Below are 23,243 nucleotides of genomic sequence, written 5' to 3' on the forward strand. Positions count from 1 at the left end.
ACCCTTTACTAACATTTGGCCCAGAGGTGGCTTCACCAGCCTAAGACCAAGCAGAAGAAGGCCGCCAGCGCGGCGGGCGAGTAGATACTGCGTACGTTACGCTGTTTTTTACCGATTATTGACCGCTAGGCCCCTGCGACGCTCCACCGGGCAGCTTTGCTGTTGCTGATGCTAGACATTAACTGATAACTGGTAAGTGAAAATGACTCGTCTGTTGCTTCTTGGAGCGGGCCGCTCGGCGGCTTCGCTCCTGCAATACTTGCTGCGCTATGCCCCAACGGAGGGGTGGTTTCTAACCATTGCCGACGTGAACCCGGCGCACCTAGTGCCGGTGCTGGCCGCGCACAGCGAATACGCTCGCGCGGTGCCGTTCGACGTGCAGCAGGAAAGCCTGTTGGAAAGTTTGGTAGAGCAGGCCGATATCGTTATTTCGATGCTGCCGGCAAGCTTCCATCTGCGAGTAGCCGAAGCGTGCGTGCGGCACCGGCGCCACCTAGCTACGGCCAGCTACGCCACCGACGAGATTCGCCAGCTCCACGCGGAAGCAGAGGAGGCGGGCCTAACGATGCTGATGGAATGCGGCCTCGACCCCGGCCTCGACCATATGTCGGCTATGCACGTGCTGCAAGATATCCGGGCAAAAGGAGGGAAGCTAGCTTCCTTCAAGTCGTACTGCGGCGGGCTGCTGGCGCCCGAATCGGAGGGCGACAATCCGTGGAAGTACAAGTTTACCTGGAACCCGCGCAACGTGGTGCTGGCCGGTCAGAGCACGGCTAAGTACCTGGAAGATGGGCATCTGCGCTTTATTCCGTACCAGCAGCTGTTTGCTCGCTATGAAACGCTGGAGGTACCCGGCTACGGGCAGTTTGAAGGCTATGCCAACCGCGACTCACTCAGCTACCGCGCGCCCTATGGCCTTGAGCACATTCCCACCATGCTGCGCGGCACCTTGCGCCGGCCTGGCTACTGCGCCGCCTGGCACGCGCTGGTGCAGCTTGGTCTCACCGACGATTCTGTGCAGCTCGGCAACTCGTCGGGGCTCACGTGGCGCGAGCTGGTAGCCGCATATCTGCCGCGTGTGCCCGACGACTTTGACCTAGCTGCTCATCTGGCTACGTACCTAGGTTTGGCGCCGGAGGGTGAAGAAATGCAGCGCCTTACGTGGCTGGGGCTGTTCAGCGACAAACCCGTGGGCCACGCCAATGCCACGCCCGCCCAGCTACTGGAGCGCCTACTCGCGGAAAAGTGGCAGCTAGCGCCCCACGACCACGACATGATTGTGATGCAGCATTTGTTTACCTATGAGTTGGCTGGGAAGCAGTATACCCGAACCGCTTCTCTCCTTGTGCTTGGCGAAGATGCTACCCACACGGCCATGGCCAAAACGGTCGGTTTGCCGCTGGGCATGGCCGTGCGGCGCTTGGCGCGCGGCGAGGTAGCGCACCGCGGCGTGGTTATTCCCACTCACGCCGATCTGTACGAGCCCATCTTGGCGGAGCTGAAGCAAGACTATCAGATCGAATTCGTTGAGGAAGAAAAGCTAGCTGATCGCCGCGGTTTGGCTGATTAGCAATTCCTCATGCGAGAAATTCAGCACTACCTAGGACTGCGGGTGAAAGTACTGGCGCGGCAGCTCGCCGAAATGGGATGGCTGCGGCTCCTGCTGCTCAGCCCAATGCTGCTCGCCGCATCGGGGCAAGGCATGCGGCTGATTGGCCAGTACCCAGTTGGGCAATGGCTGCTACCGGTGCTGGGCGCTGGTATGTGCCTTTCCTCGCACCGGCAGCGCCGCGACCTAGCTTTTCTGCAGAGCGTAGCACCCAACTACCACCGGCTGTTGCTGGCCGAGTATGTGGTATGGCAGCTGCCTCTGTGGGGCGTGCTCCTCGTGTATAGTGCGTGGTTGCCGCTGCTGCTAGGGCTGGTTTTGATACCGCTTATTCCGTACGTGGCCAAGCTGCGAGCAGCACGCGGCGACCGGCGGCACCAGAGCCTGTTGCGCAGCGAGCTGTTCGAATGGGTAAGTGGCTACCGGCGGAGTGGCGCCTGGCTGGTGTGGGCAGTAGGAGTAGGCGTGGCGCTCTGGCAGCGGCACAACACCGTTGCGGCCTTGGTGCCGGTTCTCTGGGCCTTGCTGCTCACTTCGTTCTATTCGCTGCCCGAAGACTCGGTGATGCTACTCCAGTACCCGTTGCGGCTAAACGCGTTTTTGCGGCGCAAGCTAGGCTTGGCGCTAGTTGGCTATTGGATTACCAGCCTGCCGTTTGTGCTACTGCTCGGCACGGGTGCGGTTAGTTGGGGCGGCGCGCTGGCCGTGCTGCTGTGGGGCGCCGTGATCCTGACGATGGTCGTGTTGGCCAAGTACGCGTTTTACCCACATGCCGGTCCGGTGCAGGTGGGCGTAGTCGTGCTGGCGTTATTGGTGGTCGTAAATTCGGTGTACGTGGCGTTGCTGGCCGCGGCATTCGCGGGCTTGGTATGGAAGAGTCGGCGACATCTACTTCAGTATCGGTGGCATGATTAGCATTCGAGAACTCAGCCGGGCTTTTGGCGCGCAGCAAGTGCTCCGTGGGGTGACGATGGACCTAGCTCCCGGCACTATCCACGGGCTAGTAGGCGCCAATGGAGCCGGCAAAACGACCTTAATCAATTGCCTTTTCGGCCTGGATACGGGCTACACGGGCCATGTGCAGGAAACATCGGGCCAGGCTATTCGCCAGGTGACGGGGCTGCTGCCGTACGAGCCGTTTTTCTATCCCAAAATTACTGGCCGCGAGTACCTGGCGTTCTGCCTGCAAGCCCGTCGCCAGCCGGTCGTGGATTTTTCGGCCTGGAATCAGCTGTTGGAACTGCCCTTAGAGCAGTACGCGGAGGAATATTCGGCGGGCATGAAGAAGAAGCTAGCCCTGCTGGCGCTGCTCGTGCAAGACTTTCGCTACCTGATTCTCGATGAGCCATTCAACGGCCTCGACCTAGGTACCAACTTGCTGCTCAAGGAAATACTGCTGCGACTGCGCCAACGGGGCACCGGCATCTTGCTGACCTCGCACCTGCTAGGCACCCTCACCGAAACCTGCGATGAGATAACGCTACTGGCAGGCGGCATCGTGCAGCGCCACTACCTAGCCGCCGATTTTGGCAACCTAGCCACCGATCTGCTAGACACTTTGTACCAAGATAAGCTAGCACAAATTACGCGGCTGCTACCCTAACGTGCAGTCACTGGCCACGCAACCTTAGAGTTAACCTGGGGCTAGCTACTTGACAAGAATACCTTTCTGTTCTGTGAATGCCATTAACGAGCAGCTCGACGCTGTTTCGCAGAAGTACAATAGTCAGCGGCACTATCTAAATTCATGCTACCTCGCCCTTCGCTTTTCAGCACATGATGGATGCCGCCAACAATCAGTTGTACCAGCATGTGTGCACAGCACTGATTTCCGGTAGACTGTTCAGGAAGGAGGATGTTCTTAAATAAATGGGATAAAGCCTCCGACCTGTTCTTGACGGAGCCTGAACAAGTCGGAGGCTAGATTTTACTCGCCGAGCTTACCAGGGGCACGTAGCTGGAGCAGGGAAATACTCTTCGCTGAAATACTTACCAGTGGGGCCATCGGGGCCTAGCAATGCATACTTCACTAGGCGCTGCGCTGCTTCCTCGACCGTGCTGGTGCCTTGGTGACCCGTAAAGTCAGTTTTGGTATAGCCTGGGCATACTGCATTGATTTTGAAGGGCGTGTCGCGCAGTTCGTGAGCTAGGTTGAGGGTATACATATTCAGCGCTGCTTTCGAAGCCTGGTAGACCGGCAGCCGATACGCGGAATTGGCATTATCGAAGTCCGCGAACAGCGTGAGCGAAGCCATGGCCGTGCTCACGTTGACGATGCGCGGCTGCGGCGACTGCTCCAGCAGGTCGAGGAACGCCTGAGTGACCCCGGCCGCCCCAAATACATTGGTGGCAAATACGGCTTGGAACTGGTCGAACGTCGTGTGCCGGGCTGATTGGGAGGTGCCGCCAGAAATGCCGGCGTTGTTCACCAGCACATCCAGCACCGGCGTCTTTTCGCCAATTGCTGCCCGCGCCGCCCGGATGGAATCGGGACTGGTGACATCGAGTTGCACGGCCTCCAGAGCCGTGAGCCCCGCGCCGTGGAGCTGCTGGACTGCCGCCTGACCACTGGCTAGGTCACGGCTGCCGAGATATACGAAAAAATCCTGCTGGGCGAGTAGTTTGGCGACTTCCAGGCCAATGCCTTTGTTGGCGCCAGTGACGAGGGCAGACTTCATAAATGAAACTAGGAAACGGATGGGGTAAGGAAATGAGCTGCCGGAACCATTCCGGCAGCAAACAGCGGCTACGGGTGTAGTATAGCTAGTTAAAGCTCTAGTGTACAAGGTAGTACGCAGCTAGGTCGTCGGCTGGGCGCGTTGCTCTAGGGGCATGCCCGACCTCGCCACCAAGCTGGTGGTAGCTGCCTAGAGCCGGGTAGCCGGGCGAGTAGCGAGGAAAATACTAGCTGGTGAAGGGTACTCAGGAGCCTTGGTGCCCTAGCCTAGCTGGCTGATGGCCTAGGAGCAGCCCTGGTCCCGACCAGCGCGGTCGGGGGGTAGCCGAACTGCTTCTTGAAGGCGAACGAGAAATGGGCGAGATTCTCAAAGCCTACCTCCAAGTACAGCTCTACCGGCTTGCGGCTTTTTTCGGCGAGCTGGTAGTGCGCCAGCGTCAACCGTTTTTGCGTGAGCCAGCGCTGGGGGCTTAGGTGAAAGGCTTTTTGGAAGTCGCGCTTAAAGGTGGTTAGGCTGCGGCCCGTCAGGTAGCTGAACGTAGTCAAGGAGAGGTTGAACCGGTAGTTCGCTTCCATAAACTCGACTAAGTTCACTTTGCCGGGCTCAGCAAAGTTGGCCAGCACCCGGTCGATCTGCGGGTCGAGGCTGCGTAAGGTTTCTAGCGCCTCCGTTATCTTGCCAGCAAGGAGATTCGCGGGTAGGGGCTGTTGAAGTTCTAGATACGGCAGCAGGGAGGCAAAGAGGCTCTGCAGGAGAGGATTTCTGGGAAAGAGCAGGAGTTTGGGCGCCGCCGGCTGGGTGGGTGCCGGAGGGTGCTGCGTGTAGTAGGCCTGCACCAGGGGCGTGGGCAGCGTCAGAACCACGGCTTGATAAGCAACACCATCTTTCGGGACTTTCAGCAGGGTTGCCGGCTGGTTTCTAGGTAGGAGGAGCGTGTCACCTGCGGTGGCGCAACGCGTGCGGTCGGCCTGCACCACTTTTAGCTCGCCGGCGAGCACCCCAACCAAGACGTTATCGGTCAACGTTATTTCCCCGCCGTAGCGCTGGTCGCCGTTACACACCAACACCATATCTGCGTAGCGGTTCAGCTGCTTGCCGGTCATCGAGGAGGAGTAAGTGCCAGTGGGCTGGCGTGAGTGGGGTGCTTGTTTTACTCTACAAAGGTAGGCAGCCCTTACTCGACGTGCTTTGTTCAAAAGGCCGAAGTTGCTTTGCTCAGCGGCCCACTTACGCACCAGGCTACCCCGCCGGCTGGCTATTGTCCTTTGTTACTCCCAGTTGTCACTTCTCCGCCTGACCAACGAACACGCTTTTCACGTGCTTCCCATCAACTGCAAACCTGACTAATTCAGCCTAGCTAAATAGCGTAGTAGTTTCCGCCTAGGTATACGTGGAAGGGGAAATTCTGCCTCCGTGAGGGCTGAGTAGCCGCTTATTCAACCCAGAACCAAAAGGCATAGCGTTCTGGAGTTAGGAGGGAAACGAAGTATTCCTATAAGTGCAGGTAAAAAGGAGACATAAGATACTTAAAGTCTTCTGAGTAAGCCTCTGCACTATCCGCATAGATAGCCAGCGTACTTTGCGCGACGGCTTGCGGCTGGTGGCTGAACGCCGTGACATGGCGCAGCGGCTTGCTGCCTGCCCGATGGTGCACCACCAAGCGAGTGATGGGGTATAACTGCGCGTCTGCGGCCGCGCGCTCAAACTGCTGCATCTCGGGTGGCGGCAGAAGCACCGTGAGCTGCCCACCGGGCGTGAGGAACTGGTGGGCAAACATCGTAATGTCCTCAAAAGCTAGGGTATCGGGGGCGGTGTGGCGGGCCGTGGTGCGCGCAGCGTCGGGCGAGCGCAGGGCGTTGCGGAAGAACGGCGGATTGCACAACATCTGATCGAAGGGCGCGGGCTGGGTGGCGGCGAAAGCACGCAAGCTCTGGGCGTGCACGCGCAAGCGGCTCGCCCACGGACTCGCGACAAAGTTGGCGGCGGCTTGCGCGGCGGCAGCTTCGTCAATCTCCACCGCTTCAACATGCGCCCCTAGGTTGCGCTGCGCCGCCATCAGAGCCAGCAGGCCGGTGCCGGTACCAATATCGAGCAGGCGGGTGGCGCCCGCCACGTCGGCCACGGCGCCGAGCACGCAGGCGTCGGTGCACACCTTCATGGCGCAGCGGTCTTGCTCAATACGGAACTGCTTGAACTGGAAGTAGGTATTCGCCATCCGCGGGGGAAACCTAGCTTCGCTTGGCCTCGATTAGCTCATAGCCGTCGTCGATGAGCAGCGGGCCACGGGTGGCGCTGTACACGGCGAGCTGGTCGCATCGCTCGTTTTCGGGGTGGCCGTTGTGGCCCCGCACCCAGTGGAAGCGCACGTTGCGTTGCTTGTATACTTTCAGAAAGCGTCGCCACAAATCTTCGTTGGCTTTCTTGCCAAAGTCTGCTTTGGTGGCCCAGCCAAACACCCACTTTTTCTCCACGGCATCCACCACATACTTCGAGTCGGTGGTGATGGTAACGGGGATTTCTGGGCGCGTAATGGCTTCCAGGCCCACAATCACGGCCAGCAACTCCATACGGTTGTTGGTGGTGAGGCGGAAGCCTTGGGTAATTTCTTTTTCGTGCGGTCCGTAGCGCAAAATGGTGCCGTAGCCGCCCGGCCCCGGATTACCGCGCGACGAACCGTCGGTGAAGAGGTGAATCAATTAGTGATAAATTAAATGGTTGGTGGATAGATGGTTGCTTGTTGGACGGCTGAAGAATTAATCCTAGGTAAAAGGTGCGAGCACCACCAATAAGTTAACTCGTTAGCCATTTAACAAGCAACCATCCGACAACCAGTTCTACATTAAAAATTCTGTTTGAACAGCTTGATGGCAATGGCCAGCAGAATCACGCCAAACACGCGCCGCAGAATATCTTCGCCGGCCCTCCCTAGCTTGCCCTCAATCCAGGCGCTACTCTTGAGCACGACGTACACAAACACCAAGTTCACCGCGATGCCCACGAGTACGTTCGGCAGCGAATAGGCTGAGCGCAAGGAGAGCAAGGTGGTCATGGTGCCGGCCCCCACAATGAGCGGAAACGCCAGCGGCACAATAGAGCCACTGGTGGCCGCTGGGTCGTTTTTGAATAGCTCAATGCCAAGAATCATCTCCATGCCAATCAGGAAGATGATGATAGCGCCCGCCAAGGCAAACGACTGAAAGTCAACGCCGAAGAGAGCTAGGATGCTTTGCCCCAAAAACAGAAACACAACCATCAGCAAGCCCGCCACCAGCGTGGCCTTCTCGGAGTGAATCTTGCCCTCGCGTTGCCTAATTTGAATGATGATCGGGATGGAGCCCAGAATATCAATAACCGCGAAAAGGGTAAGCGTAACCGAGAAAATTTCTTTGATGCTGAACATGAAGGAACGAGTGGCTAAGTGACTGAGTAGCTGAGTAGTCGAATAAATGGCCAGTTCGCCAGATTTATGCAGTCACTCAACTACTCAGTCGCTCGATTTTAAGCAAACTCGCGGGCGAAGAACTGCACGAGCTGTTCGTAGGCCGCATCCGGGATGGCCGGGAAGTTGGCGACGCGTAGTGTGTTGGGTTTCCAGTTGCCGTAGCCGTTGCCGAGCTGTAGGCCTTGCTCTTTGGCGCGGCGTTTCACCTCGTCGATTAGGGCGGGCGGGCCCTGCAAGCCGATGACGGTGGTCGAGCGGGTTTCGGGGTTCGTTACTAGGGGCGTAAGCTGGGTGGCGTTGTCGAAGTAGTCGTAGAGCTTGGTGGCACGGTCGAGCAGGTGCTGGTGCACCGTTTTGATCGGCTGCCGATCTTGCAGTACGCGGCTCAACAAATAGATATCCAGCACGTTGGGCGTGTGGGTGGTCTGGTAGTTGAGCATCTTCTCGTACTGCGACACGAGGCTGTTGTAGTGGGCTCGCTCGTTGATCTGGCGGAACCTAGCTACCGCCCGCGGCGACAGAATCATCAATCCTAGGCCGGCGGGTAAGCCAAAGCATTTTTGCACCGAGGCAAACCAAATGTCGGCCTTGATCATCTTGAGCTGAATACCACCCAGCGATGAGGTAGCATCTACGGCCAGCAACGCGTTAGGACCTAGCTTGTTGTACAGGTTCAGTACGAACCCATCGCGCAACTGCGTGGCGTTGGAGGTTTCGTTCTGGGTGATGCACACCAGGTCAGCATCCTGCGGAATCTGGTCGAGGCTAGGTAGCTCATCAACGCCGAACGACTGGCCGGTGGTGGCAGGGCGCAGGGCTTTGGCGTACTCCATCCATTTCTCGCCGAAGGCGCCGCTGTAGAGGTGGAAGCTCTTATTTGGCGTTAGGCTTTGGGCCAGCACTTCCCAGCACTCGGTTGCCGAGTTGAGGAAGAAGATGGTATAATCCTGGGGAATGTTGAGCTTGGTTTTCATGTCGGCGATTACCTGCCGTACCAAACCCGTGAAACGCTCGCCACGGTGGGGAGCCGAGAGCCAGCCCTCGTCAAAAGCCGCCGTGAGATACGTGCGAACCTCGGGATAAACTTCTGAAGGACCGGGATTGAAAGTATACATAGGAGTCGAAAGTCAATTTGGAGCCGCAAAGGTAAGAGAGTGGCGGAGTGGCTGGGTGACTGAGTAAATAAATCGTTGAACAGCTATGTTCGTCACTCAGCCACTCAGCCACTCAGCCACTCCGCCACTCATACTTTAAAGCCTACGCGCTTGGGGCGCAGGCCTTCAAAGTAATGCAAAGCTAGGCGGTAGCTGTCGAGCTTGAAGCCGGTAATAGTGCCCACGCACACGCGACTGATGTAGCTGTGTTGCCGAAATTCTTCGCGGGCGGCTACGTTGGAAAGGTGCACTTCTACCACGGGCGTAGCAATGGCGGCAATAGCATCGGCCAGGGCGAGGCTGGTGTGCGTGAAAGCGCCGGCGTTCAGCACGATGCCGTGATACGTGAAGCCTACTTCGTGCAGCTTGTCGAGCAGTTCGCCTTCGTGGTTGCTCTGAAAGTATTCGAGTTGGATGTCGGGGAAGGTTTCCTGAAGTTCGGGAAAGTAAGCGTCGAAGGAGCGGGTGCCGTAGATGCCGGGCTCGCGGCGGCCGAGCAGGTTTAAATTGGGGCCGTTGATGATCAGAATCTGCATGGAGTAGGAGGAGCTAGGAGCTGGAGGCGAGGAGATAGTAGGCGGGCTACGCTCCCGAAGTAGATGAAACCTAGGTAGCAAAGGTCGGGGAACAAAAATTTCCGAGCTAGCTTTTCTGGCGCACTTGCAGAAGAAGCCGTTAGGTTCTAATAATGTTCAGCGACCTTTGCCACCTGTACTTTACCCCGGAACAAGGAAGAAAGCCGCTTCACTTCTCGGCTTCGACTTCCTAGCTCCCACCTCCTAGCTTCCCCAATAGTGAACTGGTCCGTTAGCATCAAGCAATTCGAAGGCTACCTGCAACTCGAAAAATCGTTGTCGCCTAACTCCGTAGAAGCCTACGTGCGCGACATTCACAAGCTGCGCCAGTACCTAGAAATCTCGAAGCTGCCCGCTGGACCGGAGAAAGTGACCACGCGCCTGCTGCGCGACTTTCTTGCCTGGCTCGGCGAGCTAGGGATGAGCGCCACCTCGCAGGCGCGCACGCTCTCGGGCATTAAGGCATTCTACAACTTCCTGATTATGGAAGATTTGCTACTGCTCGATCCCACCGACACGCTGGAAGCACCCAAGATCGGACGCAAGCTGCCCGACACGCTGAGCTACGAGGAAATCACGCAGTTGCTGGAGGCCATTGACATGAGCACCAACGAAGGCACTCGCAACCGCGCCATCATTGAGGTGCTGTACTCCTCGGGCCTGCGCGTGTCGGAGCTAACGGAGCTGCGCCTCTCCAACCTGTACGTTGAGCAAGGCTTCGTGCGCGTGACGGGCAAGGGCAACAAGGAGCGCCTCGTGCCCATCGGCCGCGACGCCCTCAAGCACCTAGGTTTTTACCTCTCGGGTGTCCGGACACACCTCGAAATCAAGCCGGGCAATGAAGATATTGTGTTCCTGAACAGACGTGGCGCGGGTTTGTCGCGCATCATGGTGTTCAACATCATCAAGGACCTAGCAGCCCGGGCCGGCATCCGCAAAACGATTAGCCCGCACACCTTTCGCCACTCATTTGCCACTCACCTCATCGAAGGCGGCGCCGACCTGCGGGCCGTGCAGGAGATGCTAGGTCATGAAAGCATCACCACCACCGAAATCTACACCCACCTCGACCGCGACTACCTCAAGCAAGTCATTACGGAGTTTCACCCGCGGAGCTAGGTGGACGCCTAACGAAGTAGCGGAGAATGAAGTAAGGAGTTGATTATTAGCGCGTAACTACTTTTTTTCCTGGCAGGACCTGAGCCATTCCTGAGCTTCTTCTACTTGACGGAAGATCTGGAGCTCAAAAGGAACTTGCTCCGGGTGACGCATAGCAACGGTCGTGATGTCGGCGTTGGCATCAGCGGGCATCACGTGCGCCACGTAGCGCAGGCCTAGGGTTGTGGCCTGCGGAACCCACTCCTGTTGCAGCCACTCGATGGAGTCAAACCACGGACCTACGAGCTGGCTGTTGTCGTTGAGCAGGTAAGGCGCGTGGGTGATGCGCAGTACTTCAAGCGTTTGGGTAGCACCGCGGGTAGCATCTTGGCTATTAATGAAACCCTTCCAGGTAGCTCGTAGCCAATGGTTAACCTCGTCGTATTCGTTTGTGCAAGTGTCCTGCGAACTGCTAAAAGTAAGGGTATGATGAAGCATGTTATAAATACAAAAAGCTACTGTGCAGCCTTTGGTATAGGCTGAAAAAGCAGAATAGATCCTTAGGCCGAATACATTGCTAGCTACAGACAAGACAAAGTGAACGGGGTTGCCGAAGTAGCACCGCCGGAAGGAAAATATAAAAATACTAGTTCGTGCATAAAGCAAAAGCTCGACAGGATAGAATGATTTCAATGAAGGGAGTCGCTAAAAGCTGGCTGCTACCTTTGTCGCAACCTGCCGAGTTATGTCTATTTCTTCTCGTTTTTCATCGCCACTGCTGCTAGCGCTGTTGGGGTTGCTGGTGTTTCTGTTGCCCTACTTGGTGCTAGGCCCCCGGAGCTACGCCATCATCGACGATAACCTAGATGCGGAAATCAGTATTCCGTACTTGCTCACGCACCATCATCTCACCCTCGACTACCGACCCAGTGCCATGGTGCAGCCCATCATGAACGGGTTGCCGCGCAACGCGTTACGCTCGGGGCTGAGCATCACCATGCCTTTGTTTGCCGCGTTGCCGCCGCTGTGGGCTTACCTAGGACATCAGGTGCTCGTGCGACTGCTGGGGCTGCTTGGCATGTACGCGCTGCTCCGCCGCCACTTCTTCTCTGGTGCCGAAGCACGCAGCCAATGGCTAGCGGCGGGAGTAGCGCTGGCCTGGGCCGTGCTACCGCTTTACGTCATCTACGGCCTCTCGGTAGCTGGGCAGCCGTGGCTGCTGCTAGCTCTGCTGAACTTGCGCCAAGGCCCCGGCCGCTGGACCGACTGGCTGCTGATTATTTTGTTCCCGCTTTGGTCAATGTTCGTGTTCGTGGGGCCGTTTGTGGTGGCCGGCATGGTAGGACTGCTGCTCTGGCATGCATGGCAGGGCAGGGGCGTAGCGTGGCGCGTAGTGGCTGGGCTAGTGCTGCTCACGGTCGTGTACGTGATAGTCGAGTACCCGCTGTTTTATTCCTTGCTGGTTGCCAAGCAGTTTGTGCCGCACCGCTTAGCGTTTAACCTAGCTCAGCTAGGTCCGCACGGCTGGCGAGCGGGGCTGAAGAGTGCCGCTCAGTACTTTTTAATGGGGCAGTACCATGCGAGCCTGTTCTTTCGCGGCGCGGCTTTGCTGGCAGTGGGTGCGGCACTCGTATCGGTGCCGGCCGCCGGGCGGCGCACGTTGGGCCGAGAGGTGTTGCCGCTGCTCACGGTGCTGGCCGGCGTGGCTTTGTTCTGCGGCTTCTACCCGCAACTCGTTGAGGTGGTGCAAGACCGCGTGCCGGCGCTTCGCACCTTCAACCTGAGCCGCTTCCATTTTCTGACGCCGCTGCTCTGGTTTGTGGTGTTGGTGCTCTGCCTGCGCCGACTGCCTAGCGCTAGGTTGCGGGGGGCATTGGTGGGCTTGCAACTGCTCATCGGGCTGGCCATGAATGCCGAATGGATGGCTAACCTACGCTCACTAGCTGGCCACGCCCGCCCAAGCGAACCTAGCTACCAAGCATTCATTGCGCCGCGGCTGTTTGCGGCTGTGCAACGCTCCATTCGGCAGCAAACGGGGCAAGAGCCAGCTCAATACCGCGTTGCCTGCCTGGGTCTGCCGCCCAGCGTGGCCCAACTCAACGGCTTCTACACACTGGACAGCTACCAGAACAATTACCCTCTTGCGTACAAGCGCCAGTTTCGGCCCCTCATTGCGGGGGAGCTAGCCAAGAGCCCCGTGCTGCGTATCTATTTCGACGACTGGGGCAACCGCTGCTACCTCCTATCGGCCGAGCTAGGCAAGAACTTTCGCGTGCCGGCGTTACCTACCCGCACCGTGCAAGATTTTGCTTTCGACGCGGCGGCTTTCCGGCGGCTAGGCGGGCGCTACGTGCTGTCGGCCGCGCGACTAGCTACACCGGAGCGGAGCGGCCTGCGTTTAGTAAGCCGGTTTCAAGACCCAACTAGTTACTGGCAGTTGTATCTTTATTCGGCGGAGCGTAACGGAGTAGCCGAGTAACTGCGTAAATTAACTTGCGCGGCTGCTTCAGCAGCCGGTGGTAGTATGGCCATAATTGGCTAGTATCGCTATGTTGCTGTTGGTAAACAAAGAAGGCTTCTGCTGGCTAAGTATACACCCGCAATTTGTACGGAGCATAGATTTTCTAGCTACTTACTCAGCTGACCTCTTACCCAGTTACTCCTTGGAAATAGCTAGATTTGGCTTTTTGGTGCGTGAGAATGGCTAAAAACACATATAAACAGAATACGACCCCGCCAAGCCGGAACAACGAAGCACGGCCCGCGCGCAGCACAGCGCGCCCGGCGGAGGAGCCCGTACGTGAGCCTCGGCGTAACGAGGCTAGCCCGCGGCCCACAGCAGCGAAATCAGCTGCGGCAAAGGCAACGAAACCGCCGCGGCGGCCCCTGAATTTGCCAACCGTGTCGTTCAACGGCCTGTTCGGCTTCCTGCGCGACCGGCGTTTTCAGCTCTTTTTGGGCTTCTTCTTTCTGCTCGGTTCCATCTACTTGACCATCGCCTTCGTGTCGTTTGTGTTCACCGGACACTCCGACCAGAGCGTGGTAGAGGGGGTGAGCAGTACGCAGGTAAAAGAAGCGGGGCAGGAATCCGGCAACTGGCTAGGGTTAGTCGGTGCGATCCTAGCGCAAGTATTGATTTACAAAGGCTTCGGGGTAGCGGCTTTCGCCGTGATTCCCGTCGTTTTCTTCCTGGGCTACAAGATCGTTTTCCGCCGGCCTAGCGTGTCGTTGAGCTACGTGCTAGCCCTGTGCCTCTTCTCGATGGTGTGGCTTAGTCTGTTGCTCGGCTACGTGGTGCTGAGCCTGGAAGCACCCGATTCCGATCCAGCACTAGCGCATAGCCTCGATTTTCTGAGTGGAGGCGTTGGCTACGAAACGGCCCTGTGGCTTGATAGCCTCATTGGGTGGGGCACAGTGCTGCTGCTGGCTTTCCTGCTAATTTCCTTTGTAGTATTCTTCTTTAACGTGACGAGCCTGAACCTACAGCGCTCCACGGTCGATGAAGAGGAAGACTCTGCCGACGCCCAAGATACCTACGAGCGGACAGGCCTAGGTGTAAACCACGCCGCCAACCCCACGGCTTCGCTCGAAAGCCTAGCGCCGGAAGAAGCGGAAGCACCCGCCGAAATGACGCTGCGCCGGGTAGGACCTGTCGCCTCATCGGCGCCAATTGCTCGTCCCCAACCGCAAGTCGAAGCTTTCGAGGAAGACGAGGAGGACCTAGACGAAGAGGAAGACGATGACGACATGCCCGTGGCTACTACCGGGCCGGTTAGCAAACCTGCTTTCAGCGTAGCGGCCGCTACCACGGCCCCCGTGGCAACGGCTACTGCGGTAGCCGCCGGTGCTGCCTCGGTGCCGCTGTCGGTAGCGCCAACTGCAACGGCGATTTCTACTATTGCTGCCGCTGCCCCTAGCGGGCCTAGTTTCTCCATCGAGGCGCCCGTCGTGGAGCCGCCCGTGGCTGTAGCGCCGCGTGTGCCCACGCCGTTGTCGCTGGCGGACCTAGCCGATTCGGATGCGCCGCTGCCCGCCCCCACCATGCGCGATACACCCACGCCCGCCTTGGAGATAGAGGTAACCCCCGGCGAGCTAGACCCCGCCGCTGGCGCCGACATGGCTGCTATTGCCGAAGCTGACGAGGAAGCGGAGGTGATGCCCACCGTCAACTACGACCCCACGCTGGACCTGCCGCGCTATCAGTTCCCGACCCTAGAGCTGCTGAATGACTATGGCGTTGCTAGGGCGCAGGTAACGAAAGAAGAGTTAGAGGCCAACAAAGACCGTATTGTAGAGACCCTAGGTCATTACAGTATTGCCATTGCTAGCATCAAGGCCACTATTGGCCCAACCGTGACACTCTACGAGATTGTGCCGGAAGCCGGTATTCGTATTTCGAAGATCAAGAGCCTGGAAGATGATATTGCCCTAAGCCTCGCGGCCCTAGGTATTCGTATTATCGCCCCGATTCCTGGCAAAGGCACCATCGGTATTGAGGTGCCGAACACGAAAAAGGAGATGGTGAGCATCCGCTCGGTGTTCAGCACCGACAAATTCGTGAACACCGAAATGGACCTGCCAGTGGCCTTCGGGCGCACCATCACGAACGAAGTGTTTGTGGCTGACCTGGCCAAGATGCCGCACTTGCTCATGGCTGGTGCTACGGGCCAAGGTAAATCGGTGGGCCTGAACGTGATTCTGGCGTCGCTGCTTTACAAGCGCCATCCTTCGCAGCTGAAGTTTGTGCTCGTCGACCCCAAAAAGGTGGAGCTGAGTATCTTCAACAAGATTGAGCGCCACTTCCTAGCCAAGCTGCCCGATACTGAGGAAGCCATCATCACCGACACCAAGAAGGTGGTGAACACATTGAATTCGCTGTGCATGGAGATGGACCGGCGCTATGATCTGTTAAAAGATGCGGGCTGCCGCAACCTCAAAGAGTACAACCGCAAGTTTGTGGAGCGTCGCTTGAACCCCAAGAAAGGTCACCGCTTCATGCCCTTCATCGTGCTGGTTATCGACGAGCTAGCCGATCTGATGATGACGGCCGGTAAGGAGGTAGAAACGCCGATTGCCCGCCTTGCCCAGCTAGCTCGTGCTATTGGTATTCACCTCATTGTGGCCACGCAGCGCCCGTCGGTGAACGTAATTACCGGTATCATCAAGGCTAACTTCCCGTGCCGGATCTCCTTTAAAGTGACCTCGAAAATTGACTCGCGTACAATCCTCGACACCGGCGGCGCCGACCAACTGGTAGGGCAGGGGGACATGCTGTTCTCAGCCGGCTCCGACCTGATCCGGGTGCAGTGCGCCTTTATCGACACGCCTGAGGTCGACCGCTTGTGCGACTATATCGGTGAGCAGCAAGGGTACCCCGACGCGTATGCCCTACCCGAAGTGGCCGGCGAAGACGGCGGCAATGGCGGTGGCGAAGACTTCGACCCGTCCGACCGCGACAGTATGTTTGAAGAGGCAGCCCGCGTGATTGTAACGCACCAACAGGGCAGCACCTCGCTGCTCCAGCGCCGCTTAAAGCTAGGATATAACCGCGCCGGTCGCCTCATCGACCAACTTGAGCACGCCGGAATCGTAGGACCTTTTGAGGGTAGCAAAGCCCGCGAAGTGCTCATTCCAGACGAGTATAGTTTGGAACAGTTATTGAACAATCTCCCGAAAAGTTAGAAGTAAGTACAGAACATACCGCTTGAGCCCGTAGTTTAGTACTGTTAGCTTAAACTAATGGCTCGTCACTTATGTCTTACTGCTTACTTAGCCAACACCACCCTTTTGTAATGAAGAAAACCATCGCCCTGCTCCTGCTCTCGGCTTCTCTCATCACTTCCGCCTCAGCTCAGCAGGACCCCAAAGCAGGTAAGATTTTAGATCAGATGAGCGCTAAATATCAGGCGCTGAATGCTTTTAAGGCTACTTTCACGCAAACGTTAGAAAACGACGCGGCGAAGGTAAAAGACAATATAACTGGCGACATTACCGTGAGCGGCCAGAAGTACCACCTTAAAATGAACGGGCAGGAGGTCATCAACAACGGCAAAACCGTGTGGACCTACATGAAGGCGGAAAACGAGGTAAACATCTCCGACTACGACCCTGACGAGCAAGATATTTCGCCTTCTCAGATCTATACGCTCTACAAAAAAGGATATAAGTATACCTACGTGCAGGAAACCAAAGAAGCTGGTGAGCCCTGCGACATCATTGAACTCTCTCCCGAAGACCGCACAAACCAAATCTATAAAGTGCGCATGACGGTGAGTAAAGCTGATAAATCGGTGAAAAGCTGGAAGATGTTCAAGAAAAATGGCAATCGTTACACGGTGGCTATCAAGAAGTTCCAACCCAACCCGCCTGTCGATGCCACGACCTTTGCCTTTGACAAAGCCAAGTACAAAGGCGTAAAGGTTATCGACCTCCGCTAAGTTGTCGCTGACGATTTGTCCGGCCCGCTTTCGCTTCGTGCGAGAGCGGGCCGGTTTTGTTTACACGAAACCTAGGTAGGGGAACTTGCCCTTCGTTAATACCCAAGAAAATTAGGCCCAAGCTTTGAAGCGTAGGCAGTTGAGGGGATGCATCATTGCCAACAGCAGGTTGTTGGGAGTGACAGGGCAACCTAGGTTGATTCAATAAGTGTTACGCTATCGTTCTATGCAAGAAGATTTTATCCACTATATCTGGCAGCATCAATACTTTGACAAAACTAGTTTACAAACCGAAGCCGGTGAGCCGGTAACGGTGCTGCGCCCTGGCAACCGCAACGCCGATGCTGGACCCGACTTCCTAGGCGCGCGCTTGCAGATAGGGGAAGTGGAGTGGAATGGCGCCGTCGAGATTCACTTGAGTGCGTCCGACTGGCCGCGTCATCAGCATCAAACCGACCCTAAGTACGACCAGGTGGTACTACACGTAGTGCACACCGCCGACCACGCCGTGCGCCGCACCAACGGCACGCTGGTGCCAACCCTGGCTTTGGCGTCGCGTATTGCACCAGAACTGCTACAGCGGTATCAAGCCTTGCTGACGGTTACGCCCGCCACGCTGCCTTGTGCGTCGTTTTTGCCTCAGGTTCCGACAATTACGCGCACTATGATGGTGGAACGAGCCTTGCTAGAGCGGGTGGAGCAAAAGGCTGCGAGCATCGAAGCCCTGCATCAGCAGCTAGGCGGCGACTGGGAAGCTACTACCTATCATGCGTTGATGGTGGCCTTTGGTTTTCAGAAGAATAGTGAGCCATTGGCCCGTCTGGCGAAGGCACTACCCCTGAGTATTGTACGGCGCCACCGCCACGATGCGCGCCAGCTTGAAGCCGTCGTTTTTGGACAGGCAGGCTTTTTAAGTGAAACCATCGAAACGGAGAATGACCACTACCTTGCGGGCTTGCGAAACGAGTATGCCTTTTTGGCTCACAAGTATAACTTAGCTGCCACCGCCTTGCCCACCCACGCTTGGAACTTCTTGCGCCTGCGCCCCGCCAACTTCCCGACGGTGCGCCTAGCCCAGCTGACCGCGCTACTGCACGCCCGTCCCGCCCTGTTCGACGCTTTGCTTACCGCCGCTGACGTGCTGACGCTAGAACAGTTTTTTGCAGCGCCGCTGCCGGAATACTGGCGCGAGCATTACCGACCGGGGCGTGCGGGCAAGGTAGCCATGCTAGGTCGGAGTAGCGCACAGCTGCTCATTATCAATGTAGTAGTGCCACTGCGGGTGGCGTATGCGCGCTACGTAGGTCAGCCGGAGCTCACGGAAAGCGCCGTGGCCTTGCTGAATCAGCTGCCCGCCGAGCGCAACCATCTCACGGAGCCCTACGAAGCCTTGCGCTTCAGCCACCGTAGCGCCGCTGACTCGCAAGGGTTGCTAGCCCTAGGTCGCAACTACTGCGAGCCACGCCAGTGTTTGCGCTGCGCCATCGGCAGCCACGTTTTGCGGCAAAACAAAGTGGTGCAGTGAGAGTAGCGCTGGCGCTTCTGCTAAACGCAGGTCTGGTGTTTGCCCTGGGCCGCTGGCTGCAGGCTCAATACCAGCAGCCTACGTTGCGCACCTGGATAGGGCCGTTGCTGCTGTTGAAGCTAGGTATCACCGTCATCACGTGGCTGCGGCTCACTGGCGACGCGGCGCTGTTTCAACATTGGTCGGGCTTGCTGACGGAGCAGTTGTGGACGGCGCCTAGCGCTTGGCTACAAACCCTAGGTAGCGATGCCTTTTCGTTCAGGGGGCGTAATCTGGTTTATCATGGCTTTTCCAATACGTTTTTTTTGATCAAGCTACTATCAGTCGTCAATTTGCTGTCGTTGGGCAATGCGCTGCTGAATTCCTTGTATCTCAGTTTGTTCTGTTTTGTAGGAGGATGGCAGTTGGTCAGAGCTGTAGAACAAACTTTGCCGGCCGCACCACGTGGCGCAGCAATTGTCGCTTTTTTCCTGTGGCCGACGGTAGTGTATTGGTCCTCAGGGCTAACGAAAGAGAGCCTGCTGGTGGGTAGCTCAGCGTGGTTGCTGGCGCTGGCGCTGCGTGGGTACTACGGTGCGGTACCCTTCCCGAAGCGTTCAGTACTCGGCGTAGTGGCTCTAGCAATTCTTTTTTTTAAGATGCGCTTTTTCTTTGCTGCGGTACTGCTAGGTGCCTTGGCAGCCCTTGGGATGGTGCGGCTAGTGCAACGGCTAGGGGGCGCCCGCTACCGTTGGAGCCAGGTAGTACTCATGGCAATGGTATTGAGCTCTGGGGTGTGGGCCGCAAGCGAAGTAAGCCCGGCGTTTCGGTTCAATAAATTCACCAATCAGCTTATTCGCAACTATTCCGACCTACGGGCTAACTCCCTGGCCCGGCCGCATATTGAGTTCGACAACCTAGCTCCCACGGGGGCTAGCATCGCGCAAAATGCTCCCTTCGCCATCGGCTACGCCCTCACCCGGCCTTGGCCCTGGGAGTTTCACAACGCTGCGTATGTGGCAGCGGGCCTAGAGAATATGGCCTTGCTGGTGCTGCTCGTGGTGGCTGGGGTAGCCCTGGTGCAAGGGCAGGGCAGAAGCGGCACGCTGCCCTTTGCGTTGGTGCTGGCCCTATTGTTCTACTGCGTGGTGCTGGCCGCCTTGCTCGGGCTGAGCACGCCTAACCTAGGTACGCTCAGCCGCTACCGTGTGGTGCTCTTGCCGTATTTGCTACTGTTGTTGCTCCAGAATAGGTACCTAGCAAGTTGGCTGAACCGATGGTTTCGCTGAAGTGTTACGAGACCCGATAGCACCTAGCTTGGCCTTGCCCGGCCTAGGGCGTATCTTTGCCGTTCATCACAACCAGCCGCCTCGCGGCTGCTCGCTTCTTCGCATGGAAAATCCCGTAATTATTTTGGGCGCTCAGAATGTAGGCGCTACCGCCCTCGACGCTTTTCTCAGCAACGACGTGGTGGTGTACTGCCTGCTCGACGACGATGCCAAGCTGCAAAATACCGAGCTTAACGACGTGCCCGTGATGGGCAACACCGACGACAAAGAGCTGCTGAAGTTGCTTGGTAAGAAGTGCGAAGTATTCGTGGCAACCGAAGATACTGCTAGCCGCCGCAGCCTCACCAGCATGCTTCATGATGAGTACCAGGTGGCGCCCGTCAACGCGATTCACGCCCGGGCGAGCGTATCTACGCACGCGTGGCTTGGGCACGGCATCCTAGTAGGTGCCAACGCGGTGGTATCGAGCAACACGAAGGTGGGCAATGGCTGTGCCATCGGTCCGAACGCCGTGGTAGATGTGCGCGCCGAGCTAGGGGAGTACGTGCAAATAGGAGCGGGGGCTATCCTGAATGCCGGCGTCACGGTCGGCGACCAGGCCTTCATCGGGGCTGGGGCCGTGGTGGTAGCTGGGGTGAAAATCGGTAACAAGGCCCGCATCGGAGCTGGTTCGGTTGTGGTGGCAGATGTGCCCGCCAACCAAACCGTGTTTGGCAATCCCGCCGCTAAAGTTTAAGAAGTATTAAATATTGGGTGTTGGGTAGTGAATAAAAGAAGTTGGGCTTCTCATTCAACCCCCAACCTGTAAAACTCAAAATTTCAGATGTACCGCGTTCTGCTTTATTACTGCTACACGCCCATTGAAGATGTAGAGGGGTTTCGTGAAGAACACCACCGCTTGTGCCTGCGCCTCAACCTGCTTGGACGCATCATTGTAGCGCCTGAAGGGTTGAACGGTACCGTATCGGGCCGCACGGCAGACTGTGAGGAATACATGCGCATCCTAAAGGCTGATCCTAGGTTCGCGGCGCTGGAGTTCAAGATTGAGCCTTCGGAAGCCCACACGTTTCAGAAGCTGCACGTGCGCGTGAAGCCCGAAATTGTGCATGTGGGTTTGCCGGAAATCAAACCCTACGAGCGCACCGGCATTCACCTGTCTCCTCAGGAATTCCGCGACATGAAGGACCAGGACGACGTGGTGATTCTGGACGTACGCTCCGACTACGAGCACGAGCTAGGTCGCTTCAAAAACGCCGTGACACTGGACATTGAAAACTTCCGCGAGTTTCCGGATAAAGTAGACGAGCTAGCCCAGTACAAGGATAAGAAGATCTTGACCTACTGCACCGGCGGCATCAAGTGCGAAAAAGCTAGTGCTTTCCTACTAGAAAAAGGCTTTGAGAACGTGTACCAGCTGCACGGCGGCATCATCAAGTATGGTCTAGAAGCAGGCGGTGAGGATTTTGAGGGCAAATGCTACGTGTTCGACGGCCGTGTAGCCGTGGACGTGAACAGCGTGAATCCCACAATTATTTCCACTTGCCACCACTGCCACACGCCCTCGGCGCGCATGATCAACTGCGCTAATCCGCACTGCAACGCCCACGTGCCGCTCTGCGAGACCTGCGGCGAGAAGCTAGATGGTGCCTGCTCCGAACCCTGCCAGCAGCACCCTGACAAGCGCCCCTACGACGGCACCGGCACCTACCCCAAGCTGAGCAACAACTACAACCCCGAGCAGGGCCTGCTTTCGTACCGCGCACCGAAGGTAACGTCGTAGTTACTTGGCAATGGTATAGCGCGCCTTACTTGTTCACTAGACTCCTGACACTAAAAATAATTTCACGGCATATTCTTCTTTTCGAAACGCCAATTGGGGTTTTGGGCAAGGCCAGCCGGCTCACCGGTAAATAGCTTGCCGGCCTTGGTGTCACCTTTTAATTGCCATTGATACCAGGCAGTAGCCACCTTCGCAAATTCGCCACCGTGTGGTTGGCTGTAAGTGCCAGCGTGCCCTACATCCATGTTCGCCATAAAGACGGGCACATGATTGATTCGGCTGTAATCATCCATGCCATTGGTATACGCAATATCTTTTTCGCCGCCTAGCATGTACAGCGTAGGCGTATGAATCTTAGTAAGGTTATCTTTCGTGAGGTTGGGCATGGCGCTTCTGCCGTTGCCAGGCGTAGTAAAGATGCCACTATTGCAAACTACCACGGTACTCACCCGCGGATCTGAGGCCACTTCCAGGGTTTGCAAACCGCCGCATGACATACCACTTACTGCTATCTTCGTTATGTCAAGCTTCTGGTAGTATGGGCTTTTTTTATCGGCGTTCTGCGCTACGGCCCAATTGAGGGCATCGGTGAGCTGCGACGAAGTTGATTTTTCGTTGCCTTTTTCTCCTGCCAACGGCATGGGACCAATGGCGACCACTAAAAACCCGTAGGAGGAAACCTCAGACAGAAAATTAACGTGTTCCCAGGGCGAATTAGCGCAGGCGCCATTACCCCAGGCAATGATTGGCAGTTTGGTCTTCCCCTTGAAAACGCTCAGATCTTTTGGCCTAAAAACAGTGTGAGTCGGTAACGTATTTTCGGTGAGCATAACCGCACGGTAGGGGCCGGTGCCACCATCTTCCACCACCTTGATCGTCGGTTGAGGGGAAGTAGCCGGTTGCTGAGCAGCTAGGGGTAATGCTATCGTGAATACTAGCCCAATAGAGGCCAATGTCTTACGTCCGAGTCCCTTTCTAAGCATACAAGGTTAGCGCGATTAAATATGAGCATTCTAAATGTCTTGTTGCCTAGGTTAGTTAAGGTAAGTCACTTGCTAGCAATAAGTTTCTTAGTTTGAGATTAATCAGTAGCTAGTATGACGAAGTGAAGAAGTGCTAGCTTGATTTAACTTATTGGGTGTTCATGAATCAAGTGCGCGTTTTTAGAAAGCAGCTGTCACTATAGTCTGGGCTTATTCCCGCATCAATTTCCTTCTCTTCCGGCGATTGCGCGCGGGCTAGCTGTCAGCCTTCGCACTCTAGGTGATGTCGTTAGAAAAATAGTTGTGAGGCTGTGGTAGTTAAAGGCACCAGGGGCTACCTAGCTGCCTTTTTACTTCGCAGCGTACTGAGCGGTCAGGAGCGCGACCTGTACTGTCCTGTTTAGCAAAGAAGTGCACATGATTTGTCCGGGCAGCTACGCGGGCAGATGGAAAGCGTATTATTTTTTCGCTGGCTAACCTGCCTACCCGCTGAACGTGGAGTTCAATTGACTGCAAGCTCTAGCCTAAGACCGGTACGTGGCCGGTTGCCAACCATAAAAGTGCAGGACAGTTCGAGTCTGGTCGGGGTGGTTCTTGCGCAGAAACCATCCCGACTTGCTTGCTCATGTCACGGCCCGCGTGGTCGATGCCAACGGCGTGGTCTGCCCCAATACCGACCAGCAACTCACCTTCA

20 protein-coding genes are annotated in these 23,243 nt (G+C 56.7%); 11 read left to right on the top strand and 9 right to left on the bottom strand.

The features are described from left to right. Nucleotides 1-202 precede the first annotated feature (202 nt). The 3 genes from BXP70_RS11270 to BXP70_RS11280 are packed head-to-tail and all read left to right on the top strand — an operon-like array spanning nucleotide 203 to nucleotide 3,212. Complete coding sequence (locus tag BXP70_RS11270) at nucleotides 203-1,570, top strand: saccharopine dehydrogenase family protein (RefSeq protein ID WP_086594158.1); 1,368 nt, start codon at nucleotides 203-205, stop codon at nucleotides 1,568-1,570. A 9-nt stretch (nucleotides 1,571-1,579) separates the two neighbouring features. Then, nucleotides 1,580-2,524: a hypothetical protein gene (locus tag BXP70_RS11275; RefSeq protein WP_086594159.1), complete on the top strand. Its 945-nt coding sequence runs from the start codon at nucleotides 1,580-1,582 to the stop codon at nucleotides 2,522-2,524. Next, nucleotides 2,517-3,212, top strand: a complete 696-nt coding sequence (locus BXP70_RS11280; RefSeq protein ID WP_086594160.1) for an ATP-binding cassette domain-containing protein — start codon at nucleotides 2,517-2,519, stop codon at nucleotides 3,210-3,212. Before BXP70_RS11275 ends, BXP70_RS11280 begins: the two co-directional genes overlap by 8 nt. Before the next feature lie 337 nt (nucleotides 3,213-3,549). Here BXP70_RS11280 and BXP70_RS11285 read toward each other — a convergent pair whose 3' ends face one another. The 7 genes from BXP70_RS11285 to aroQ form a co-directional block, all read right to left on the bottom strand. Next, entirely contained in the window at nucleotides 3,550-4,287 is a 738-nt protein-coding gene (locus BXP70_RS11285) for an SDR family oxidoreductase (protein ID WP_086594161.1), read from the bottom strand. Between the two features lie 266 nt (nucleotides 4,288-4,553). Next, the gene (locus tag BXP70_RS11290) at nucleotides 4,554-5,390 is read right to left on the bottom strand and encodes a helix-turn-helix domain-containing protein (RefSeq protein WP_086594162.1); all 837 of its coding nucleotides are present in this window, start codon (nucleotides 5,388-5,390) and stop codon (nucleotides 4,554-4,556) included. 389 nt (nucleotides 5,391-5,779) lie between these two features. Next, complete coding sequence (locus BXP70_RS11295; protein WP_086594163.1) at nucleotides 5,780-6,502, bottom strand: tRNA1(Val) (adenine(37)-N6)-methyltransferase; 723 nt, start codon at nucleotides 6,500-6,502, stop codon at nucleotides 5,780-5,782. 13 nt (nucleotides 6,503-6,515) lie between these two features. Then, nucleotides 6,516-6,983 (bottom strand): ribonuclease HI, encoded by a 468-nt coding sequence (gene rnhA, locus BXP70_RS11300; protein WP_086594164.1) that lies wholly within the window; start codon nucleotides 6,981-6,983, stop codon nucleotides 6,516-6,518. Nucleotides 6,984-7,126: 143 nt separating this feature from the next. Beyond that, the gene (locus tag BXP70_RS11305) at nucleotides 7,127-7,687 is read right to left on the bottom strand and encodes a MarC family protein (protein WP_086594165.1); all 561 of its coding nucleotides are present in this window, start codon (nucleotides 7,685-7,687) and stop codon (nucleotides 7,127-7,129) included. 98 nt (nucleotides 7,688-7,785) lie between these two features. Beyond that, nucleotides 7,786-8,844 carry an aminotransferase class V-fold PLP-dependent enzyme gene (locus BXP70_RS11310; protein ID WP_086594166.1) on the bottom strand — a complete coding sequence of 353 codons (1,059 nt, stop codon included), beginning with the start codon at nucleotides 8,842-8,844 and terminating at the stop codon, nucleotides 7,786-7,788. Between the two features lie 128 nt (nucleotides 8,845-8,972). Further along, complete coding sequence (gene aroQ / locus BXP70_RS11315; RefSeq protein WP_086594167.1) at nucleotides 8,973-9,419, bottom strand: type II 3-dehydroquinate dehydratase; 447 nt, start codon at nucleotides 9,417-9,419, stop codon at nucleotides 8,973-8,975. A gap of 258 nt (nucleotides 9,420-9,677) precedes the next feature. On the opposite strand from aroQ, the gene xerD reads away from it, so the two are divergent. Next, nucleotides 9,678-10,577 carry a site-specific tyrosine recombinase XerD gene (xerD, locus tag BXP70_RS11320; RefSeq protein WP_086594168.1) on the top strand — a complete coding sequence of 300 codons (900 nt, stop codon included), beginning with the start codon at nucleotides 9,678-9,680 and terminating at the stop codon, nucleotides 10,575-10,577. Between the two features lie 57 nt (nucleotides 10,578-10,634). Here xerD and BXP70_RS11325 read toward each other — a convergent pair whose 3' ends face one another. Further along, nucleotides 10,635-11,054 (bottom strand): hypothetical protein, encoded by a 420-nt coding sequence (locus BXP70_RS11325; RefSeq protein WP_086594169.1) that lies wholly within the window; start codon nucleotides 11,052-11,054, stop codon nucleotides 10,635-10,637. Nucleotides 11,055-11,301: 247 nt separating this feature from the next. Here BXP70_RS11325 and BXP70_RS11330 point away from each other — a divergent pair, with 247 nt between their 5' ends. The 7 genes from BXP70_RS11330 to trhO all read left to right on the top strand — a co-directional run bounded on the left by BXP70_RS11330 (nucleotide 11,302) and on the right by trhO (nucleotide 21,566). After that, nucleotides 11,302-13,035: a DUF6044 family protein gene (locus BXP70_RS11330; protein WP_086594170.1), complete on the top strand. Its 1,734-nt coding sequence runs from the start codon at nucleotides 11,302-11,304 to the stop codon at nucleotides 13,033-13,035. Nucleotides 13,036-13,256: 221 nt separating this feature from the next. Continuing rightward, a complete protein-coding gene (locus BXP70_RS11335; RefSeq protein WP_086594171.1) occupies nucleotides 13,257-16,238 on the top strand; it encodes an FtsK/SpoIIIE family DNA translocase in 2,982 nt (993 codons plus the stop codon). A gap of 110 nt (nucleotides 16,239-16,348) precedes the next feature. Then, a complete protein-coding gene (locus tag BXP70_RS11340) occupies nucleotides 16,349-16,993 on the top strand; it encodes a LolA family protein (RefSeq protein WP_086594172.1) in 645 nt (214 codons plus the stop codon). 226 nt (nucleotides 16,994-17,219) lie between these two features. Continuing rightward, nucleotides 17,220-18,518 (top strand): DUF2851 family protein, encoded by a 1,299-nt coding sequence (locus BXP70_RS11345; RefSeq protein WP_086594173.1) that lies wholly within the window; start codon nucleotides 17,220-17,222, stop codon nucleotides 18,516-18,518. After that, entirely contained in the window at nucleotides 18,515-19,786 is a 1,272-nt protein-coding gene (locus BXP70_RS11350) for a hypothetical protein (RefSeq protein ID WP_086594174.1), read from the top strand. Before BXP70_RS11345 ends, BXP70_RS11350 begins: the two co-directional genes overlap by 4 nt. A gap of 103 nt (nucleotides 19,787-19,889) precedes the next feature. Further along, the gene (locus BXP70_RS11355; RefSeq protein ID WP_086594204.1) at nucleotides 19,890-20,522 is read left to right on the top strand and encodes a NeuD/PglB/VioB family sugar acetyltransferase; all 633 of its coding nucleotides are present in this window, start codon (nucleotides 19,890-19,892) and stop codon (nucleotides 20,520-20,522) included. An 87-nt stretch (nucleotides 20,523-20,609) separates the two neighbouring features. Next, complete coding sequence (gene trhO, locus BXP70_RS11360) at nucleotides 20,610-21,566, top strand: oxygen-dependent tRNA uridine(34) hydroxylase TrhO (RefSeq protein ID WP_086594175.1); 957 nt, start codon at nucleotides 20,610-20,612, stop codon at nucleotides 21,564-21,566. Between the two features lie 62 nt (nucleotides 21,567-21,628). Here trhO and BXP70_RS11365 read toward each other — a convergent pair whose 3' ends face one another. After that, nucleotides 21,629-22,549: an alpha/beta hydrolase family protein gene (locus tag BXP70_RS11365; RefSeq protein WP_218779776.1), complete on the bottom strand. Its 921-nt coding sequence runs from the start codon at nucleotides 22,547-22,549 to the stop codon at nucleotides 21,629-21,631. Between the last annotated feature and the right edge of the window lie 694 nt (nucleotides 22,550-23,243).

It is taken from the genome of Hymenobacter crusticola (assembly GCF_002154225.1).
GTDB lineage: Bacteria > Bacteroidota > Bacteroidia > Cytophagales > Hymenobacteraceae > Hymenobacter > Hymenobacter crusticola.

Coding starts and splice junctions, on each gene's coding strand:
- BXP70_RS11270 (WP_086594158.1), top strand. CDS start 203: ATGACTCGTCTGTTGCTTCTTGGAGCGGGCCGCTCGGCGGCTTCGCTC.
- BXP70_RS11275 (WP_086594159.1), top strand. CDS start 1,580: ATGCGAGAAATTCAGCACTACCTAGGACTGCGGGTGAAAGTACTGGCG.
- BXP70_RS11280 (WP_086594160.1), top strand. CDS start 2,517: ATGATTAGCATTCGAGAACTCAGCCGGGCTTTTGGCGCGCAGCAAGTG.
- BXP70_RS11285 (WP_086594161.1), bottom strand. CDS start 4,287: ATGAAGTCTGCCCTCGTCACTGGCGCCAACAAAGGCATTGGCCTGGAA.
- BXP70_RS11290 (WP_086594162.1), bottom strand. CDS start 5,390: ATGACCGGCAAGCAGCTGAACCGCTACGCAGATATGGTGTTGGTGTGT.
- BXP70_RS11295 (WP_086594163.1), bottom strand. CDS start 6,502: ATGGCGAATACCTACTTCCAGTTCAAGCAGTTCCGTATTGAGCAAGAC.
- BXP70_RS11305 (WP_086594165.1), bottom strand. CDS start 7,687: ATGTTCAGCATCAAAGAAATTTTCTCGGTTACGCTTACCCTTTTCGCG.
- BXP70_RS11310 (WP_086594166.1), bottom strand. CDS start 8,844: ATGTATACTTTCAATCCCGGTCCTTCAGAAGTTTATCCCGAGGTTCGC.
- aroQ (WP_086594167.1), bottom strand. CDS start 9,419: ATGCAGATTCTGATCATCAACGGCCCCAATTTAAACCTGCTCGGCCGC.
- BXP70_RS11325 (WP_086594169.1), bottom strand. CDS start 11,054: ATGCTTCATCATACCCTTACTTTTAGCAGTTCGCAGGACACTTGCACA.
- BXP70_RS11330 (WP_086594170.1), top strand. CDS start 11,302: ATGTCTATTTCTTCTCGTTTTTCATCGCCACTGCTGCTAGCGCTGTTG.
- BXP70_RS11335 (WP_086594171.1), top strand. CDS start 13,257: ATGGCTAAAAACACATATAAACAGAATACGACCCCGCCAAGCCGGAAC.
- BXP70_RS11340 (WP_086594172.1), top strand. CDS start 16,349: ATGAAGAAAACCATCGCCCTGCTCCTGCTCTCGGCTTCTCTCATCACT.
- BXP70_RS11345 (WP_086594173.1), top strand. CDS start 17,220: ATGCAAGAAGATTTTATCCACTATATCTGGCAGCATCAATACTTTGAC.
- BXP70_RS11355 (WP_086594204.1), top strand. CDS start 19,890: ATGGAAAATCCCGTAATTATTTTGGGCGCTCAGAATGTAGGCGCTACC.
- trhO (WP_086594175.1), top strand. CDS start 20,610: ATGTACCGCGTTCTGCTTTATTACTGCTACACGCCCATTGAAGATGTA.
- BXP70_RS11365 (WP_218779776.1), bottom strand. CDS start 22,549: ATGCTTAGAAAGGGACTCGGACGTAAGACATTGGCCTCTATTGGGCTA.